Here is an 18,377-nt window from a genome sequence, read left to right on the forward strand (position 1 = left end):
CATTTGGCAATCGTTTGCCATTAGGTGATAGTAGACAAGTCATTTCCATATGCAAGCGATTTTTGGCAAACGTTTGCTAAGCGAGAGGAATTACCATAGCATCCGCTGCGTCAGGCACCGGGAAGGAAACAAAAAAGTGAAAAATAACAAGGATATGCCCGTTGAGGAGCATTCCGGACCATTAATGGCCGATGTCGCGAGGTTAGCTGGGGTCGCGATCTCGACGGTCAGCCGTGCCCTTGCCAATCCCGGACGTGTGAACGAGAAGACGCGCGCCAAGATTGATGCGGCCGCCAAGCAGCTGGGCTATACGCCGAACGCCATGGCTCGGGGCTTAAGGGTCGGCAAATCCAACACCATCATGATCATCCTTCCAGGATCGCTCTACTACGGTGTCTCCCAGGTCATCCCGCAGGTCCTGCAGAGCATCAACAAAGCCCTGCTGCAGAATGGCTACAATCTGATGATCGCCAATCTCGGCCGCGACCCGGAATCGGAACGGCATATTCTCAATCTCGCCTTCGGCGGCACCATTCGCGGTGCCATCATCCTGTCGTCGAAACTGCCGGAGATCGACGGCCGATCCCTGGCGAACGCCGGCCTGCCGATCGTCTCCATGCTGCTCGACATGAGCAACGCCGGCGTACCGAGCGTCGTGACCAATGATCGCGAGGCGGTGCGGGACGCGGTGGCGGAGCTGATCAGAATGGGTCACAGGCGCTTTTTCTACATTGCCGGTCCGCAGGACAATTATCATGATGTCGAGCGCTATGGCGGCACCCTGGAAGCCCTGCGCGATGCCGGAATTTCGAAACAAGCGCTGTCGCGGTCCGGAGGCAATCTCGATTACCAGAAAGGCTTCGAGATCGGCGTTCAGGCTGCCGCCGATTTCGCGCCGCTGAAGGATCGGCCGACGGCGGTGATCGCCACCAGCGACGATATGGCCATCTCTTTCGTCAGCCGCATACGGCAAACGGGCCTGCGCATTCCCGACGATCTGTCGGTGCTCTCCTTCGACGGCGCGCCGGTCTGCGAATTCTGTTTCCCGCCGCTCTCGACGATCGAACAGCCGTTCGAGGAAATGGGGCAGGCCGCCGTCGCTCGTCTGCTTGATGGCATCGGACAAGCCGAGAAAGTGCGGGACCTGCGCGTCACGATCCGCAGCAGGCTGATCCTGCGGGAGAGCGTGGCCCCGCCGAGGAATTGAAGAAAGATGCGAAATGTGACCCTGATCCGAGCGGTCTGGGGAGGTGACCGCTACCACCCCATATCCCAGAGGGCGGTTTGCCATGGAAGATCACCATTCCGGGGTGCTTTATGCGTCCGCACCCTCACGAGGCAAGGCTTCGCGGCTCGACCATGATGGCTTCGATTCCCGCCGCCTCTTCTTCGAAGAACGAACGCCGTGCTCCGTCTCGACGATAATCGCTCCATTTATGCGCATGACAGAAAAACTGGTTTTCTCCATCGCCGACATCGTAGCCGAGGCTGCCCCGCTTCAAGCAGCCGGGATATTCGCAGTAATGGCTCTCCAAGGCCTGCATTTCGAGGGAGAGCGTCATCTCGGCTGCATCGTCGGTCATCGTCGAATCCTCTTTTGCCTTGTCCTGTCCTGCCGGAGCCAGACATGGAATCAGTTCATGTTCGGAAGCGTCGGCGCGAACGGTAGGTTTCAGATGGTTAACCGACGGTTTCGGACGAGCGCACGATGAGAGGACGGCTTCGGTTCGAGATCACGATGGATAGGCGAATCACACTGAAAAATTGGTTTGCTGGGAACATGCTTGTCCAAGCGGGGATTTCCCTCAGGCGATTGTGCCGTGTGGTCTATTGCAGCGTCGTGCTGTGCGGCTTTGCAGCAAGGGCGGGTAATTGTGCTTCAAGTCCGCGTTGAACCGCCGCGACGACCTGGGGATTGCGAAGTCTGATGGCCTTGCGGATCATCAGCTCCTCGTTGATGATCGCCCGCATGCCCGTGGTGAACCTGTGCAGGCTGAATTGTTCCGCATGCGCGTGTAGCGTTTCGGGGCGAAAGCGGTGCTCCGTGGCCTCGAAATCGAGCACGGCCTCGATCAAGGCGTCTACTGACTGCGTATTGAAAAGAACGCCGCTCACGCCCGGCACGACCGTTTCCAGCGCTCCGCCGCTTCCATAGGCGATGACGGGCCTTCCGCTTGCCATGGCTTCGACCGGAACGATTCCGAAATCTTCCTCGCCGGGAAAGATCAGGGCGCGGCACCGCGCCAGTTTCTCCTTCAGCACCGCAAACGGAGTTCGGCCCAGGAAGGTGATGGAGGGACCGGCAATGCGTTTCAGTTCGTCCATCTGTTTGCCTTCGCCGATGACCACCAGCTTGCGGTTCATCCGGGTGAACGCCTGCACGGCGAGGTCGATCCGCTTATAGGGAACCAACTGGCCGGCGCAGAGATAGAAGTCCTCGGTCGATGCGGCCGGCGCGAAGTCATCGACGTTGACCGGCGGATACAGCACGGTCGCGGGACGGCGGTAGTATTTGCTGATGCGATCGCAGACATGATGCGAGTTGGCGACGAAACGATCGACGCGCAGGCTGGTATTGACGTCCCAGGAGCGCAAGAGCGGCGCGAGCATCGGCAGCATCAGCCGGGATGCAAACCCCGCGTGGGATCGGTAGAAATGATAGTGATCCCAAAGATAGCGCATGGGTGAATGACAATAGCAGACATGCGTGGCCTGCGGCGGTGGAATGATGCCCTTGGCAGGACCCGATTCACTGGAGATGATCAGATCGTACTCCGAGAGATCGAAACTCTCCAGCGCGAACGGCATGAGCGGCAGAAGCGATTGATAGCCTCTGACCGCCCCCGGAATCCGCTGCAGGAACGATGTGACGATCTTGTGTTTGCGGATCTTTTCCGAGACGCGGCTTTCGTCGTAGACGAGGGTGAAGATATCGGCGTCCGGATACATGTCACAGAGCGCCTCGACGACCTTCTCTCCACCCCGCATCGACACAAGCCAGTAATGCACGATCGCTACTCGCATTGCTCTTCCCTCCATGGGTCGAAACAACATTGTCAGACGGCAACTTTTGCGACAGGGCCCACATCGGTTCACCACGGCATCCAAATGGCCGAAGGGGGTAACCAAAAGATTTAGCCGAGGATCGAAGCCTGCACTCAAGGATATATCCGCCCGCCTAAGGGACTGTAGGAACGTCTTCTTCCCTGTCAGAAATGATAAGCCCTGTTGCTCCGGTAGGGGATTTACACGCTATGCGTTCAGCTGCTGATCTCGTTGCATGGCGCGCCTCGGCTGCCCGACGGTGCAAGCGACACGAAAGCAGGATTTCGGCTCATGTTTAGAGTTTCAGCTTTGCCTTACCATTCCACCTCGAGGCCGCCTCGGCGCATGGCGCCATGGCTACTGGCATTGATGCTTTCCGGCGCGGGCGTGTTCCATACCGCCAACGCCGCCGCAGCCAGCGAGATGTACCATGTCGGACCTCAGGCCCGGATCAAGATCGCCATCGTCGAATGGATCGCCGCGACCGGCGAATATAAGGAATGGACGGCGCTGAACGGCGAATATGTCGTGTCGCAAACGGGCTCGATCTCAATTCCGATGATTGGGAAGATGCAGGTTGCTGACAAGACGGTCGACGACATCAGCGCCAGTATCGGCGAAAGGCTGAAGCAGATCACTGGTTTGGCGGTGGCGCCGACAGCTTCGGTCGAGGTCGTCAAATATCCGATGATTTACGTGTCCGGCGCGGTGGAGAAACGAAGCGAGCTGGAATTCAGGCCGGGTCTGACTGTCAGGCAGGCGATCGCCATGGCCGGGGGGCGCGAGCGCCGTTCCAGCCAGACGGGGGACTATTCCGAGGCGCAGCAGATCAGCTATGCGGGGGAAATCAGCCGTATGGAGCTGCAGCTGAAGCAGCTCGGAGCCCGGCGCGCGCGCCTGTTGGCGGAACTCAACGATCAGCCGTCAATCGCATTTCCGCCGGAGATCAAGGCCGCGCCTGAAGGATCGGTGGTTCGACAGATCATGACGAGCGAGCTCGATCTGTTCAATGCCAGGGCCGAGGCGTTGCGCCAGCAACTTGCCGCCGCCTCGGATCTGGAAGTGCTGCTGCGCAATGAAATCAACATTCTCGATGAGAAGATGTCGTCGCAGGACGAGCAGGTGAAGATTGCGCAGGATGAATTGAGCGATATTTCCAAGCTGGTCGACACTAAAATCCTGACGACGTCTCGCAAGACCTCGCTGGAACGGATCGTTGCCGAGATGCAGGCCGGCAAGCTGGATCTCGTCGTTGCATCGATGCAGGCAAAGCAGAAGCTGAACGAGACCGAGCGCGATGCGCTCAATCTGACGGGCCAGCGCAAGACGGAGGCCGGACAACAGCTCCAGGTCGCCGAGACGGAAATCGAGGACACGAAACTCAAGCGAAATACAACGCTTCAGTTGCTGCAGATTTCCGGCGCCTCGCTCTCGCGCAGCCAGAGCATGAAGGCGCTCGATCTCCAGCCGCTCGAGTACTGGATCACCCGAAACGGCAACGAGGCCGACGCCATCAAGGCATCGGAAGCGACCGAACTGCAGCCGGGCGATGTTCTCGATGTGCGCTACAACATTTCCGGAAGCCTGGACGGCACGACGCTGTCGTCGGCCGAGACCGGTCAATCCCAATAACGATAAGTGTGAGCCAAGGGGGCGATAGTTATGGCAGTTCACGAAATCGGCAAAGGCTTGCGCAACGCGCCGTCGGACAACAAGAGCATGGGGGATGGCGAATATATTTCGTTTCGCGACGTCTGGCGTTTCGTGCAGCGCCATTGGTTGATTTTTGCCCTGTTCACCACCGCCGGCCTCGGCATCGGCGTCTTCTACATGGCGACAACCCAGCCAATCTATCTGGCGACCACACGCCTCGTCATGGATCCGGACCAGGGGCGCATCGTCTCGCAGGATGCATTCACCGGCACGGTCATCATCGAAGCCGCCGAGATCGCAAGCCAGGTCGAGATCGTCAAATCGGAGGCGACCGCACGCGCCGTTGTCCAGAAACTCAACCTCACCGAAGATCCGGAAATCATAGGCGGCATATCATGGCAGGCCACTCTGCGGGACAGGATGCGCGCGATCGTCAATTTTTTCAGGCATGGTGACGATGGCGCGAAGACCGAAGCCAGCAGCGACGACGTGATGCGTCGGACCATGGCATCCTTCCTTTCTCGGGTTTCCGTCAATCGCGTTGGCCAGTCCTATATTCTCGAGATCGGGTATAGCTCGGTCGATCCCAAGAAGGCGGCGCGGGCGGCAAATGCTATTGCACAAGCCTATATCAGCACCGGCCTGTCCGAACGCGCTTCCGCCGCGCAGAGCGGCGCCAGATGGCTGGAGACACGCCTGATCGAAGTCGGCAGGCAGGCGCGCGAAGCATCCATGAGCGTGGAGGAATTTCGCGCCAAGAACGGCATCATGGAGATCAGCACGTCCTCATCCCTCGATCAGCAACAGCTGTCCGAGATCAGTAGCCAGGCCGTTGCGGCCCGGGCGCAGACCGCGGCCGAATCGGCCAAGCTCGAGACGCTCAACCAGCTCATGGCCGGCGCCAAGCTTGAGGGAGATGTCGACGAGACGATGAACAATTCTCGCATACAGAAACTGCAGGAGGATCTCGGAGTAGCGACGACTAAACTCAACAACCTGAGAAGCCGGTATGATGCCGACAATCCAGCGATCGTTGCCGCCCAGCAGGAAATCGATCGGGTAAAGGGTGATATGCGCAAGGAGTTCGAACGCATCCAGGCGGTCTATAAGTCAAATCTGGATGTCGCCAAGACTCGCGAGAAGCTTCTGAGCGAAGAGCTGACCTCATTGAAGGACGCCGGAACGGACAAGAATTTGGCGCGGGTGGAGCTGTCCGAAATGGAAAGCCGGGCCACCACCTATCGTCGGATGTATGAGAGCATATTGCAGCAGCTGATCGGTGCGCTGCAGAAGGAATCCTTCCCGCTTGGCAATGTACGCATCGTCACGGCTGCCGCGGTGCCGCTTTCGAAGACCTGGCCGAAATCCTCCTTCGTGCTGCCCTTTACGGCCATGCTTGGTTTGGCGGCCGGTGTCATGGCCGCACTTTTGCGGGATGGTCTGGATCGACGCGTCAGCTCCAGCGAGAAGCTGCGGCGCGAGTTGGGGATCAGCTCGCTCGGCCATGTTCCGGTCTATATGAGCCCGTCGTTCCTGCCCGGAAGCATGGTGACGGCGAATACCACCTGGCGACGAACGATGCTGCCGCTCAGATCCGTGCTCGATACGCCCTATTCGCAATTTTCCGAAGCCCTGCGCGGCGTCAAGCATTCGATCGACTCCGCTTTCCCACCGAATGCGCCGATGGTGGTGGGCATCACCTCGGTCGGCACCGGCGAAGGCAAGACCACGATTGCCACCAATCTCGCGCAACTCTACCAGCATGAGGGCGCATCCGTGGTGCTGGTCGATGCCGACTTCCTCAATGCAAGACTGAGTTGCGTGGTGACCGAGTCCGGCACGGAATTCGGCATGGAGGCGCTGAGCATCAACGACGTGCCGCGCCGCTATGCCGTTGCCCAGGAGGGCGGCCTGCTTGTCGCGAAGGCCGATCATGAGCCCGAGGCGGAGATCGTGCAGGGCCATGGTGGAGTTCCGGTCGTCACCGTCGACGAGACCGAAAAATCCGTCGCAGCCTTTCAGCGCTATGGGCATCTGCCGGCGCTGAAGGCCGAGATCGACCTGCTGCGGCGGCGATACAAGGTCGTCATCGTCGATATGTCGGCTTTCGAGGATTCCGCCGACACCCGCGTCATCTGCACCTATCTCGAAGGTATCGTCGTGGTCGTTGGCCAGACGAACAAGATGACCGTCGAACGATTGTCAGATGCGCTCGCAAGCTTCGGCACGACGACGGTCAATATCCTTGGGATCATCGCCAACCGAAGCTACGAAAAGCGTCGCCGCGAGCCGACACGCCTGTGGCGCCGCAGGCTGGAAGGGCGCCAGGTGCGTGCGTCTGCACGGCGCCTCACGGGTCAGGTGACGAGCCGTCCCTTGAAGGTCGCAGTCGGCATCGCAAGCTCGGGGCGCCGCGATATCCTGTCGTCTATTCTCCCGCATATCGCCAATCAGACGCGCAAGCCGGATCAGATCATTGTCTGCCTATCCTCGCCGGAAGATATCGATCCAAGCTGCCTTCGAAATCTCGATATTCCAGTGCAGGTCCTGATCTCCGAACGTGGCCTCTGCCGTCAGCGCAACAAGATACTCGATAACGTGCAGGATGCCGATGTCGTTCTTTTCCTCGACGACGACTTCCTGATGACCTCGACCTATGTCGAGGAGGCGGAACGGCTGTTTCAGCTTCAGCCCGACGTTGCCATGTGCACCGGCACGGTCTTGGCGGACGGCATCACCGGCCCGGGCATTTCTGTTCGCGATGGCTTACGTTTGGTGGACGGCAGGCGCCGGCGGCGGTCAGAGCCCGCCATGCAAATTCGGCCGATCTACAACGCCTATGGCTGCAACATGGTGATCCGCATGGCGATCGTCAGAGCCGCCGCTCTGCGCTTCGACGAGAACCTGCCCTCCTATGGCTGGCTTGAGGACGTCGATTTCAGCAGGCTCGTTGCCCATTATGGCCAGGTTGTCAGCGCTAAACAGCTGGAAGGCGTTCATCTGGGCACGAAAGGTGGCCGCGCGGGCGGCGTCCGTCTCGGCTATTCGCAGATCGCCAACCCGCTTTATCTGATGCGCAAACGGACGATGAGCGTGCCGCAGGCCGCCGGGCAGATCGGCCGCAATCTTGCTGCCAATCTCATCAAGGTGTGGCGGCCGGAGCCTTGGGTCGATCGTAAGGGGCGGCTGAAAGGCAACGTCATCGCATTTCGTGATCTGCTCAAGGGCAGGCTGGCGCCACAGAATATCGAAGCATTGGAATAGTCCGGTGGTCCGTCCGTTCGGTCTCGATCGCGTCGTCGTTATAAACGATCGCTCCGTCCGGGTGGGCGGAGCGTCAAATCTTGCGATTCTTTCGGCCGATTTGCTGCAGAAAGCAGGGGTTGCGGTGACCTATTTCGCCGGCGATGCCGCCGGCTCCGATCCGCCGGCACCCGAAACCATCAATCTGGCGGCGCAGCCGTTGATGCAGCAGGCGCGTCTCAGCGCATTCGCCAGCGGTCTTTACAGCCGCCAGGCCCATGCTTCGCTGAAGGACCTTATTTCGCGCGTCGACACCGAAGGCACCATCTATCACGTTCATGGTTGGTCGAAGATCCTGTCGCCTTCGATCTTTCGCGCTTTGTGGCCTGTTCGCGAGCGCGTCGTCCTGCATGCCCACGACTATTTTCTCTCCTGTCCGAATGGAGGGTTCGCCAATTATCGCAAAAACCAGGTCTGTCCCCTGAAGCCGATGTCGATCGCATGTCTGACGACAAACTGCGACAAGCGCGGTTATCACGAGAAGATCTGGCGATCCGCGCGCCATCTGGTTAGGGAGCATTATTATCCCGTCCGGCAGGTTGCCGCCAACATCGTGGTCGTTCATCAGCGCATGCGCGAATATTTCGTGCGGGGGCAGGTGCAGACGAGCAACATTGAAACGATCCGCAATCCGGTCGAACCCTTTCTCACGCATCCGACCGATCCATGGAAAAAGCGCGATTTCTTCTTTGTCGGTCGGCTTGAGCCTGAAAAAGGGTTCGAGGACGCGGCGATCGCGGCAAGGCTCGCAGGCGTCAAACTCCATGTCATAGGTGATGGCGCCGGTCGGGCGCGCCTGGAAAGGGACTTTCCGGAGGTCGTCATTCATGGTTGGAAGTCCAAGGACGAGATGCGCACCATCCTCGAAGAGGCGCGCGCGCTTGTCATTTCGTCGCGGGTGCCTGAACCCTTCGGTCTGGCGGCACTCGAGGCGGTGACCAGCGGCATACCCGTGATTCTACCCGACGCTGCACTTCTGGGCGAAGAGCTTGTAACGCTTGGCTGTGGCCTCACTTTTCAGAGCGGCAAGGTTGAGACGCTCGCAAGCGGCATACGCAAGCTTGCCAGCGACGATATGCTACTCCGTTTGATGAGTGTGAATTGCATCCGCCGGTCAGGCGACCTGGCTCACACGCCGGCTTCGTGGCTCGAGGCTCTGCTGACGCTATACGACGGCATGCTGAAGCGCGCAAATGCCGTCAGAATGCGTCCAGGAACGGCTATGGACGCTGACATTCCGGCCGAGGATCGACTGATCGATGAGACGAGCTGATGCTTGTGGTTAGATGCGTGTTCTCCCCCTACGCCAATGGGACTAGCCCAATGCCCGCAGGGTCAATTGTCAATGATGAGGGCAGCTGGCAGCCTCTGGACGAAGCATATTAGTGGTCAGGGGTCCGAGCCATGTTATCGACTATTGACGGCGTTGCCCACGGTGAGAGAACTCGCCGCGACGTGAAGCGGGCGGAGCGGCTGGGCCGCTCCAAACGCATTGCCGACGTTCTTCTTTCCGGAGCGGGGTTACTGTTTCTGGCGCCGGCGCTGCTCGTGATCGCGATCGTACTGCTCCTGGTCGACGGCCGTCCGATCATCTATCGCCACACACGCATCGGCCGCGACGGCCGGCCGTTCGAATGCCTGAAATTCCGCACGATGCGCAAGGATGCCGACCGGCAGCTGGCGGAGCTACTTGCCAGCAACGAGCCTCGAAGGCTGGAATGGCTGTCGACGCAGAAGCTGATGAACGATCCACGCGTGCATTGGTTCGGGAAATATCTACGGATGAGCAGTGCCGACGAACTGCCTCAGTTGCTGAATGTTCAGCGCGGCGACATGAGCATGGTGGGGCCCCGCCCTGTCGTCGCTTCGGAACTCGAGCGCTACGGATCCGATCTTTATTGCTATCTTGGCCTGCGACCCGGCATTACCGGCCTTTGGCAAGTCAATCGCCGCGCCGACACCACCTACGAAGAGCGCGTTCAATTCGACGTGGAGTATTTCCACAGTCGTTCAATGCGTACCGACTTCGCCATTCTCGTCAAAACCGCCGGCGTCGTCCTGCTCGCGCGCAACGAAAAAGAACGTCTCACCAAATGAAGAACGCAGCTACAGCAACCCAAACGGCGAGACAGAAGATCACCAGCATCCACCGAAGGAGGTATTTCTGTCTCGATCTGCCCGACTGTCCTGAGGCGATGCGATCATGGTTATCGTCTTTCATAAGGGGCTCTGCGTGGTGTTTCATGACGTTTGCCGGCAAGCTCCTCTTCTATTGCCGAGAATTTCGGTCCGACCTTGGTATGCAGGGTAGATGTCTTCGTGAAATAAAATCGTATAGTTTCAGATTTTCTCGCTTACAGGCAGCGCTTCATCGCACGGAATCATGTCCTGAATGGGAACACTATACATTTTATCTGGTGCAGAACTGGACGCGTTTGTTCAACTTCCTCCTATATCTCGCGAAAAGTTCTCCCTCAACTGGCATTAAAACGAGTTTCGACCCCTGCCTGCTTCCAGCGATGGTGCGCTGATGGACAGTTTCCCGCTTCGCCGCAAGAACGTCGGCTGGACTGGCCTGCGTCACCGGCTTCGCTCGCGCATGCCGTCGGTGGTTGGCGACGGAGCATCGACCCTCGTTTCGAAAATCGTCGCCCAAGTCGTCCAGCTCCTCATATTCCTTGTCGCTGCCCGCGTGCTGGAATCGGCGGAATTCGGACTCTATGCCTTCAGCTCCGCCATCGTGGTCATGCTGGTTGTGATTGCCGAAGGCGGCTGGGGCGAATTCGTCATGAAGGCCGAGTGTAGCGCGCGGGAACTCGACCAGGTCGGAACGATTTCGATCATTGTCGGCACTCTCGTAACGCTCGTCGGCCTGGCGGCGGCGACCGTTGCGTGGCTCATCTTTCGACGGCCGCACGAAGCGCTGCTTCTTGCTCTGTTCAGCTGCTGGTTCTTGCCGTCGTCGCTTTATGCCGTTTATGACGGGCTGATGGTCGCCCGAGGGCTCCTGCGCCGGCAGGCCGCAATCCGGATGGCGAGCGAGATAGCCGGGCTTTGCTGCACCATGCTGGGATTGTGGCTCGGGTGGAACGTGTTTTCGCTTGTGGCTGGCCGGCTCGTGTCGCAGCTGGTCTGCCTTGGCGCTTCCGCAGTCGTGCTCGCCTGGTTCCCCAGGCTATATCTGACCTGGCCTCTTGCGCGCGAGATTCTCGAATTTTCGCGTCATATCCTGTCGAACCGGCTGATCGTCTTTCTACGCTCCTATTCCGGAACATTGGCGATCGGCAGCTTTCTCGGGCTTGCGGAGGCGGGCTACTTCCGTGTGGCGGAGCGTATCGTCGCGGCGTTTTCCGAGCTCATCGGCGAGCCGGCGCGGATGCTCGCCTGGACGCTGTTTCGCCGGTCGGCAATGGTGATGAGTTCAGACGGAAGGCCTGTTCGTGACGCCGGTGCCGCCGCGACTGTTTTCATGATGGTTCTCATGGCAATTTCCACGCCAATCTATCTCGGTCTCTCGCTGATTTCCTCCAATCTGATCGACATCGTCCTCGGTGACAAATGGGCGCCTGCCGCGGTCCTCGTCGCGATTCTCTCCATGAAGCAGGTTCTGCTGACGCCAGGCTATGTGACCGAGGCTCTGCTGTCCTTGTCCGGCAATATCAGGCGCATGCCCGCGACCTTGCTGCTCAACGCATTGGTTTCCGTCTCGCTGATCCTGCTTCTGGCGCCCTTCGGCGTCACGGCCGCAGCATGGGGCCAATGCGCTGCATCGCTGATCTCCTTTTTGACCTCCGTGCATCTGCAAAAGAACTATGGCGGTCTTGGCTGGGGAAAGGTCTTGCGCAAGAGCGGCTATGTTACGGTCGCGATCGCCCTGATGGCGGCGGCGGTCTACACGCTCGGCTATTTCGCCGAGACGGTCAGCATGCGGCGTGTATTGACCGTGCTGCTGCAGGTGGCCGCTGGCAGCGCGATCTACGCCTGCACGCTGTTTGTTTTGAAAAAGATATTCGGAGGCATGACCTCTATTTTGCCGGTCAGGCGATGATGGCGGCGGCCGGCTGGCACGTACAAGGAGGGGGATGATGGCAACGTCGTTATGGTCCAGTTCATCGTGGTCGAACCATGCGCGCATGGTTTTCAAGGGAGCTAAGCAAACCGCCGTGCTGGGACTTTCGCCTCTGCGGCTCGCCAGAGGACGGCTGAATTACCTTTCTCCCTTTCCGCGACGATTTACCGGCGCCTATGGCTCTTATGACGCGGCCATGGCCGCCGCCCGCAGGCGGACATTAGCCGGTTACGATCACCAGGAGATCGCAACCGTTGCCTTCGCCAAAATGTGCCAAGTGACGCCTTGGGATTATCCGGTGCTGTTCTGGATTCGCAGCCTGCTGCCCGAGGTCGACGGTCTCGTCGATGCGGGCGGTCATATGGGAACGAAATATCGCGCCTTTCGCCCGCTGCTGCCGCTGGAGGGTTCGTTTCGCTGGCTCGTCTATGATCTACCCGCCATCGTTCATGCCGGACAGGATCTTGCTCAGAAGGAAGGCCTGACCGGTCTCGGCTTTGTCGAGAGGATAGAGGATGCAGGCGAGATGCCACTGTTCCTCGGGTCGGGGCTCATGCAATATCTCGATATGCCGCTCTCCGGCCTCCTGATGAAGATGCCTTCACGGCCGCACCATCTGGTCCTCAATAAAGTTGCGCTTCGCAAGGGCAGCACCGTCGTTACACTTGAACGGATCGGCAGGTCATACGTCCCCTACCACATGCGCAACGAGGCTGAATTCATCGCTGATATCACGAAGCTTGGATATAGGCAGGTCGATCGCTGGTCCATTCCCTCCTTGTCGCATGCTATCGACACGCATCCCGAGCTGGGACTGAGCGAAAGCGCCGGTTTTTATTTTCGGCTCGGGTAGCCTTGGAGGAGGGATAGATCCAGCTCGCTGACACGCGGCTTGCGCGATTGTGCGGCCGCGTGCCGTTGCTTGAGATGGTCGGCGAGCCGGATCGACAAGGCGAGCAGCATCAATGTCGGATTGGCGTGGCCGGGCGTCGGAAATACGGAGCTGCCGGCAATGAACAAGCCGTCCGTGCCATGAACCATGGAATTGGTGTCGACGACGCTCGTTCGCGGATCGGTTCCCATGCGGGTCGTGCAAGAAGGATGAGCCATATCCATGAACGCCGCGCCGGCATTCTCGTCGGCAATGATCCAATCCGGCAGCCGTGGTTTTGGCAGGCCGACGCGGGCGAACTCATTCGAGATCGTCAGTGCAAGCTGTTTGACGCTGTTTGTCTCGCGCGTGCCAATCTTCCAGTCGATGCGTGCCAGAGGCTGGCCGAACTGATCGCACTGGTCCGCGAGCGTGATGCGGCTTTCGGAATTGAGCTGCTGTTCTACCATGACGTCGAATCGCAGTTCGGTCGAGCGATGCGGAAGTCCGCGCTTACGGATGAGGCGATTATAAAGTCCCGAAGCAATCATATCGGTCGATTTCGCCACCGCCAGCAGATCGTCCTTGAACGTCTTGATTGCTCCCTTCGTCAAGCGCTTGAGCGCTGCCCAGGGATCGTCGTCCGCATGAACTTGAACGGGATAGGCGGCACAATTGGTGAGGCCCTCGCGCGCCTGCATTTCCGGGCTTAGAGATAGTCCCCTCAGATAGAAATGCGTCCGTCCGCCGTGGCTAAGGCCGTAGAAATTGAAACGCCGCGCGACAGCGTCAATATCGCGCCCGGTGAGGCGGCAGAGCGATGTACGGGGATGATCGCAGAGATAGCGCCCCACGACGTCGTGTCGGTTGCCTATGCCTGCGGGCTGCGCGGAATTCGATGCCAGAAGGAGGCGTGCGTTCTCGACGCCGCCGCCGCAAAGAATGACGGTATCCGCGCGCACGCTGGCGCTGCGGCCGGTCGGACTTTTGAGATCCAGCGAGGTCACTCTCCGGCCCGGGCTGTCGAGATTGATCTGGACCACCGTGGCATGCATCAGAAAATCTATATTCGTTGCCCTGATATCGCGGGCAAGGCGATTAAATCGCGTCGGCTCGGCGCGCGGATGGCGCATGTGACTGAACTGCCAGAAGAAGGGCCGCAGCAGCTGCGTGTCCAGACCGAGATCATCGGGGCGTGAATGCAACAGGGCAAAGAGGCTTTCGTCATAATGATTGGGTCCGAGATTGAGCAGCTCGCCGGCGCGGTCGAGGGCGGGCAGCAGTTCGCGACGCTCGATCGGCCAGCCGGACAGCGGCAGCCAGGGCCGGCTGGCGAAGTCGATTTCATCGAAGGCGGCACATTTGCCGATCCATGTATGGCTGCTGCCGCCAAGCATGCGATTTCGCAGCTCAAATGCCGGAATGTCGTTCAGCCACGCCAGGTTGCCGTTATAGCCTCGCCCTTCGGGCGTGCCCTTCGGCGAACCGAAAGGCTGCCCAATATTTTCGACACGGTTCAACGCCTGAACCGCGGCCTCGTAATCGTGGCCGCCGCTTTCAACGACGAGAACCCGTATCTGTGTATCGGCAAGTTCTCGCGCGATCGCAATTCCGGCCGGTCCTCCGCCGATAATGGCGATATCTGCATATATTTCAATGCCATGCGGCACAGAGCTCAAGTCACGGCTCATCATGGTCGTTTTCCATCCGCTTTTCCCGTTTTTACCACCGTCGCGAGCGCTCGGATAATTGTTCGATTGGTATAGACGGGGACGACATCTACCGATTTCGGATAGGTGCTTTGATCGTTTGCGATGTTCTTTTCCGTCGGAAAGCCATGCTGAAAACGGGGCGATCACACGCTAGGCTCTTCTACAAATGCCGTGTTTCCTGGGGAGCGAAAACGATGGCCAAGGTTGGGTTACGGGAATGGCTGGCGCTCGCGCCGGTGTTTGCTTCTGGAAAACTGGCGCGATACAGCGACGAGACCGGCGGCCCGCTGGGGCGTTTCGAGGCCGATTTCTGCGCCAAGTTCGGCGTGCGGCATGGGCTCACGACAAGCAGCGGAACCGGGGCCTTGATTTCGGCGCTGGTGGCCGCTGGCGTCGGACCAGGCGATGAAGTGCTGGTGCCGGCCTATACCTGGATCGCAACCGCCGCGGCGCCCCTGGCAGCCGGCGCCGTGCCCGTTCTCGTCGATGTCGACCATACGCTCACCATGGATCCGCACGATATCCTGCGCAAGATCACGCCGCAGACAAGGGCAATCATTCCTGTCCATATGTCGAACATGGTCTGCGACATGGACAGTATCATGCGCATAGCCCGCGAGAATAATCTCGTGGTGATTGAAGATGCCTGCCAGGCCGTCGGGTTGCGCTACAAGACCAAGCGGGTCGGCACCATCGGTGATTTAGGAGCGTTCAGCTTCAATCAATTCAAGAACATAAATTGCGGGGAGGGCGGCGCGGTCGTGACCAACGATGCGCGGCTGTTCGCGCGCGCCCGCATGTATCACGACATCGGCTCCATGTTTCGCGGTCATCTCGACAATGCCAACGAGCCGCCCATGCTGGGCGTCAATTTCAAGGCGAGCCAGATCCAAGGCGCGATGTTGAATGTGCAGTTGAAGAAGCTCGATCCGATGATCGCACGCATGCGCGAGCGTTACGATGTGATCAGCGAAATCTTTGCCAAGAACGCGCGGCTGATGGTGGGACCACATAACGATATCGGCAATGCGGCGGGGCTTCACGTCATCTTCGAGACCTCGGAAGAGGCTAAGAGATTTGCCGAGGAAAACAAGCGCGGCGTCTATCGGCTTTTCGATTCCAGCCGCCACGTCTATACCAACTGGCAACCGATACTGCAGCAGCGCACCGGCCATCCGGCGATGAATCCGTTTCACTGGACGGAGCGGAAAATCGAGTACACGCCGGACCTCTGCGCACAAACGCTGGATATTCTGAAGCGCAGCTGTCGCATCAGTCTCGGCGAGAACTATCCCGTGGCGCTGGTTGCGCACATGGCCCGGCGAATGTCGCGACAGGCCAAGTCCATACCCACCAATCTCTTCTATGCAACGATCTAGCATGGAGAATATCGGCCCTGATGTCATCGATGTCTGGAGCTGGAGCCTGGACGTGCCGCTGCCCGATCTCGGTTCGTCGACAACATTGCTGTCCTTCGACGAACGCGCTCGGGCAGATCGCTTCATTCATGAGCGCCACAGGCTTCGCTTTGTTGCCGCAAGAAGCGGGATGCGGCTGATACTGGGGCGCTATCTCGACCTTCCGCCGCAAGCGATCCGCTTCAATTACGGCGACCACGGAAAGCCGTCCGTGTCGGCCTGCGGCACCCTCCCAATTCACTTCAATCTCAGCCACAGCGCCGATCTGGCCGTCCTTGCCGTTTCCGATCGTTACGAGCTTGGCGTCGACATCGAGGAAATCCGGTTTTTGAAGGAGGACGTCGCAAAGCGGTTCTTCTCGCGCAAGGAATATGAGACGCTTCGGTCTTTGCCGGCGGAGTATTATCTGGATGGTTTCTATCGCTGCTGGACGCGCAAGGAGGCCTTCATCAAGGCGCATGGCGCCGGGCTGTCGTTGCCGCTGGATAGCTTCGACGTCACCGTCGACGGTTCGGCCGAACCGCGATTGGAACGACTGGAAGGAGAGCCGGACGCGCCGGAAAACTGGATCGTTCTGGAGCTTGCGACGCCGGTCAACTTCGCCGGCGCGATTGTTGCCTCGACTGGAGGACGCCGGCTTCGCTTGCGCTATCGCAACGAGGGCGCAGGTCAGATGGTCAGCCTGGCATCGACAATATAGCGGCCGCCAGTCGCATCGAAATGATGGCAACCGTGCAGTCCGGCCTTGAAGCCGGGCGTTATAGTGCGGATGCGGCGCTCGCGATAGTCATCGAGCGTGAGTGTCTCGATCTCCATGATATTGAGCCCGTAACCATAGATGCCGTGTGCATTGTGCTGCGAGGGCCGCAGGAGCCTGCCGTCATGTTCGAAAATGCGTCCGGCGCCGCGAGCCTCGGTGCTGCCGATGACGACGGGATTTCGCTTGTGCGGCTTGATGCCCGTGAGTGCCGGCCCATCGACCTCGAACAGATAGAGCTCGCTGCAGTGATCTTCGTAGGCATGAAAATCCGACAGGTTGGTGAACAGCCACCATTTGCCGCCGTGACGGCTGAGAATGCTGTCGGCCGGCGATTGGCCCTCGAAGGCCGTGGCATGCAGCTCCCATTTCAACGGAAACTGGCAGCATCGCCAGATCTCGAGGCGCCGCGCCTGATGCGTTTCCGGTATCATGAAGATCTGATCGCCGTCGCGGAATATGAACGGATAGGAAAGATGATAGGGGCGCTCCAGCGCGATCCCGACCGGTGTGAGCGCGTCGCCGTCGAAGCGGCCGACCGCGATATGGGCCTTGCGATCGCCGCGGGCATAGGCCTCGTAGAACAGGTAGCATTTGCCCTCGTACTGGAAGAGAAACGGATCGGCCTTGATGCTGTTGTCGGAAGGAGGGATCTCGACCGCCTCGCTCGGATCGAAGTCATCGATCTGCCCGTGCCCGGTATAGAGGGTCCATATGGCGGAATCGGCATGGAGCCTTGCCTTGATCGACCTGAACGCCTTGGCCGAGACTGAGCCCGCGACGATGCAACCGTAACGAAGAAGATCGCCGGACGATGGCGCATGTGCGTCAGCTGACTCGATGAGGGCGGGCGGGTCGAACTGTCTTGTGTCGGCGAGCCGTGCCAATTCGCGCATCAGAAGCGTCACGCTTCGCTCCCGCACGAAGGCGCTCAATCTCGCCGCACTGGGTTTGATGTTGAATTCCGCCCTTGCAATCTCCCGCTTGTCGGCCTTGCCACCGCATCTTGCATAGAGCGCGATGCTTGCAGTCGGAGCGCGTGCCAGGACCTCGGCATATCCGAACCAGTCCGCTTCGGCGGATCGCTGGTCGGAGAAATTGAAAGCCCATTCTCCGAAAGGCAAGGCGGCGATCGCATCGTCCGCCATGCCTTTCGGGGTCGTGCGGATGACAAGGTCAAGCTTCAGACGGCGCAGCATTGCTGCGGTGATGGTGACGGCAGCGCACGTCTTGTCGCTGTCGGCATCGTAGCAATCGATAAAATGGCGATGGCTATGGAAATATTTAGGCGAGTAGGCCGGTTGGCGCGCAAGGGTGCCCGCCTCCAGCCGTGCGCCCCAGGATAACAGCTTCGACGTCGCGCCATCTTCGAACGGATCGGGATGGGGAAAGACCGCCGCGAGCTCCAGAGAGGGTTCTGCGAGGATTCGATCCAGGATCATCAGCTCCCAATTTTCGAGCGCACGCCCGCGTGCGACAAGGATGCCGATCCTCAATGGCTTGGTCTCGTTCATCACTGCTTCCTCTTATGGCCGGGTTCTTTCCGAGC

At 59.4% G+C, this 18,377-nt stretch carries 13 protein-coding genes; 9 read left to right on the forward strand and 4 right to left on the reverse strand.

Annotation, left to right across the window (positions count from 1 at the left end; all coding sequences use genetic code 11):
• Nucleotides 1-136: 136 nt before the first annotated feature.
• The gene (locus tag HGP12_RS13310; protein ID WP_168879050.1) at nucleotides 137-1,207 is read left to right on the forward strand and encodes a LacI family DNA-binding transcriptional regulator; all 1,071 of its coding nucleotides are present in this window, start codon (nucleotides 137-139) and stop codon (nucleotides 1,205-1,207) included.
• A gap of 124 nt (nucleotides 1,208-1,331) precedes the next feature.
• Here the strand turns inward: HGP12_RS13310 and HGP12_RS13315 are convergent, their stop codons facing one another.
• Entirely contained in the window at nucleotides 1,332-1,583 is a 252-nt protein-coding gene (locus HGP12_RS13315; RefSeq protein ID WP_168840447.1) for a hypothetical protein, read from the reverse strand.
• A 244-nt stretch (nucleotides 1,584-1,827) separates the two neighbouring features.
• On the reverse strand, nucleotides 1,828-3,024 hold the full coding sequence (locus HGP12_RS13320; protein WP_168840584.1) for a glycosyltransferase: 1,197 nt from the start codon (nucleotides 3,022-3,024) through the stop codon (nucleotides 1,828-1,830).
• A gap of 312 nt (nucleotides 3,025-3,336) precedes the next feature.
• On the opposite strand from HGP12_RS13320, the gene HGP12_RS13325 reads away from it, so the two are divergent.
• From HGP12_RS13325 to HGP12_RS13350, 6 genes are all read left to right on the forward strand, one after another.
• Entirely contained in the window at nucleotides 3,337-4,677 is a 1,341-nt protein-coding gene (locus HGP12_RS13325; RefSeq protein WP_168879051.1) for a polysaccharide biosynthesis/export family protein, read from the forward strand.
• A gap of 30 nt (nucleotides 4,678-4,707) precedes the next feature.
• Complete coding sequence (locus tag HGP12_RS13330; protein WP_168879052.1) at nucleotides 4,708-7,962, forward strand: GNVR domain-containing protein; 3,255 nt, start codon at nucleotides 4,708-4,710, stop codon at nucleotides 7,960-7,962.
• Nucleotides 7,963-7,966: 4 nt separating this feature from the next.
• Nucleotides 7,967-9,274 carry a glycosyltransferase family 4 protein gene (locus tag HGP12_RS34645; protein ID WP_168879053.1) on the forward strand — a complete coding sequence of 436 codons (1,308 nt, stop codon included), beginning with the start codon at nucleotides 7,967-7,969 and terminating at the stop codon, nucleotides 9,272-9,274.
• 182 nt (nucleotides 9,275-9,456) lie between these two features.
• The gene (locus tag HGP12_RS13340) at nucleotides 9,457-10,098 is read left to right on the forward strand and encodes a sugar transferase (RefSeq protein ID WP_312862879.1); all 642 of its coding nucleotides are present in this window, start codon (nucleotides 9,457-9,459) and stop codon (nucleotides 10,096-10,098) included.
• A 433-nt stretch (nucleotides 10,099-10,531) separates the two neighbouring features.
• The gene (locus HGP12_RS13345) at nucleotides 10,532-12,049 is read left to right on the forward strand and encodes an oligosaccharide flippase family protein (protein ID WP_168879055.1); all 1,518 of its coding nucleotides are present in this window, start codon (nucleotides 10,532-10,534) and stop codon (nucleotides 12,047-12,049) included.
• Between the two features lie 115 nt (nucleotides 12,050-12,164).
• On the forward strand, nucleotides 12,165-12,923 hold the full coding sequence (locus HGP12_RS13350; RefSeq protein WP_312862880.1) for a methyltransferase, TIGR04325 family: 759 nt from the start codon (nucleotides 12,165-12,167) through the stop codon (nucleotides 12,921-12,923).
• Here the strand turns inward: HGP12_RS13350 and HGP12_RS13355 are convergent.
• Nucleotides 12,905-14,635 carry a GMC oxidoreductase gene (locus HGP12_RS13355; RefSeq protein ID WP_168879056.1) on the reverse strand — a complete coding sequence of 577 codons (1,731 nt, stop codon included), beginning with the start codon at nucleotides 14,633-14,635 and terminating at the stop codon, nucleotides 12,905-12,907. The genes HGP12_RS13350 and HGP12_RS13355 overlap by 19 nt on opposite strands.
• 212 nt (nucleotides 14,636-14,847) lie before the next feature.
• On the opposite strand from HGP12_RS13355, the gene HGP12_RS13360 reads away from it, so the two are divergent.
• Together HGP12_RS13360 and HGP12_RS13365 are read left to right on the forward strand one after the other, a co-directional pair.
• Nucleotides 14,848-16,032 carry a DegT/DnrJ/EryC1/StrS family aminotransferase gene (locus tag HGP12_RS13360; protein WP_168840577.1) on the forward strand — a complete coding sequence of 395 codons (1,185 nt, stop codon included), beginning with the start codon at nucleotides 14,848-14,850 and terminating at the stop codon, nucleotides 16,030-16,032.
• Nucleotide 16,033: 1 nt separating this feature from the next.
• Nucleotides 16,034-16,771, forward strand: coding sequence for a 4'-phosphopantetheinyl transferase family protein (locus tag HGP12_RS13365; RefSeq protein ID WP_168840576.1), 738 nt, complete (start codon nucleotides 16,034-16,036; stop codon nucleotides 16,769-16,771).
• On the opposite strand, the gene HGP12_RS13370 is transcribed toward HGP12_RS13365, so the two are convergent.
• Complete coding sequence (locus HGP12_RS13370) at nucleotides 16,741-18,342, reverse strand: hypothetical protein (protein ID WP_168879057.1); 1,602 nt, start codon at nucleotides 18,340-18,342, stop codon at nucleotides 16,741-16,743. The genes HGP12_RS13365 and HGP12_RS13370 overlap by 31 nt on opposite strands.
• Between the last annotated feature and the right edge of the window lie 35 nt (nucleotides 18,343-18,377).

The sequence above is a fragment of the Rhizobium sp. P28RR-XV genome, from assembly GCF_012641385.1.
GTDB lineage: Bacteria > Pseudomonadota > Alphaproteobacteria > Rhizobiales > Rhizobiaceae > Rhizobium.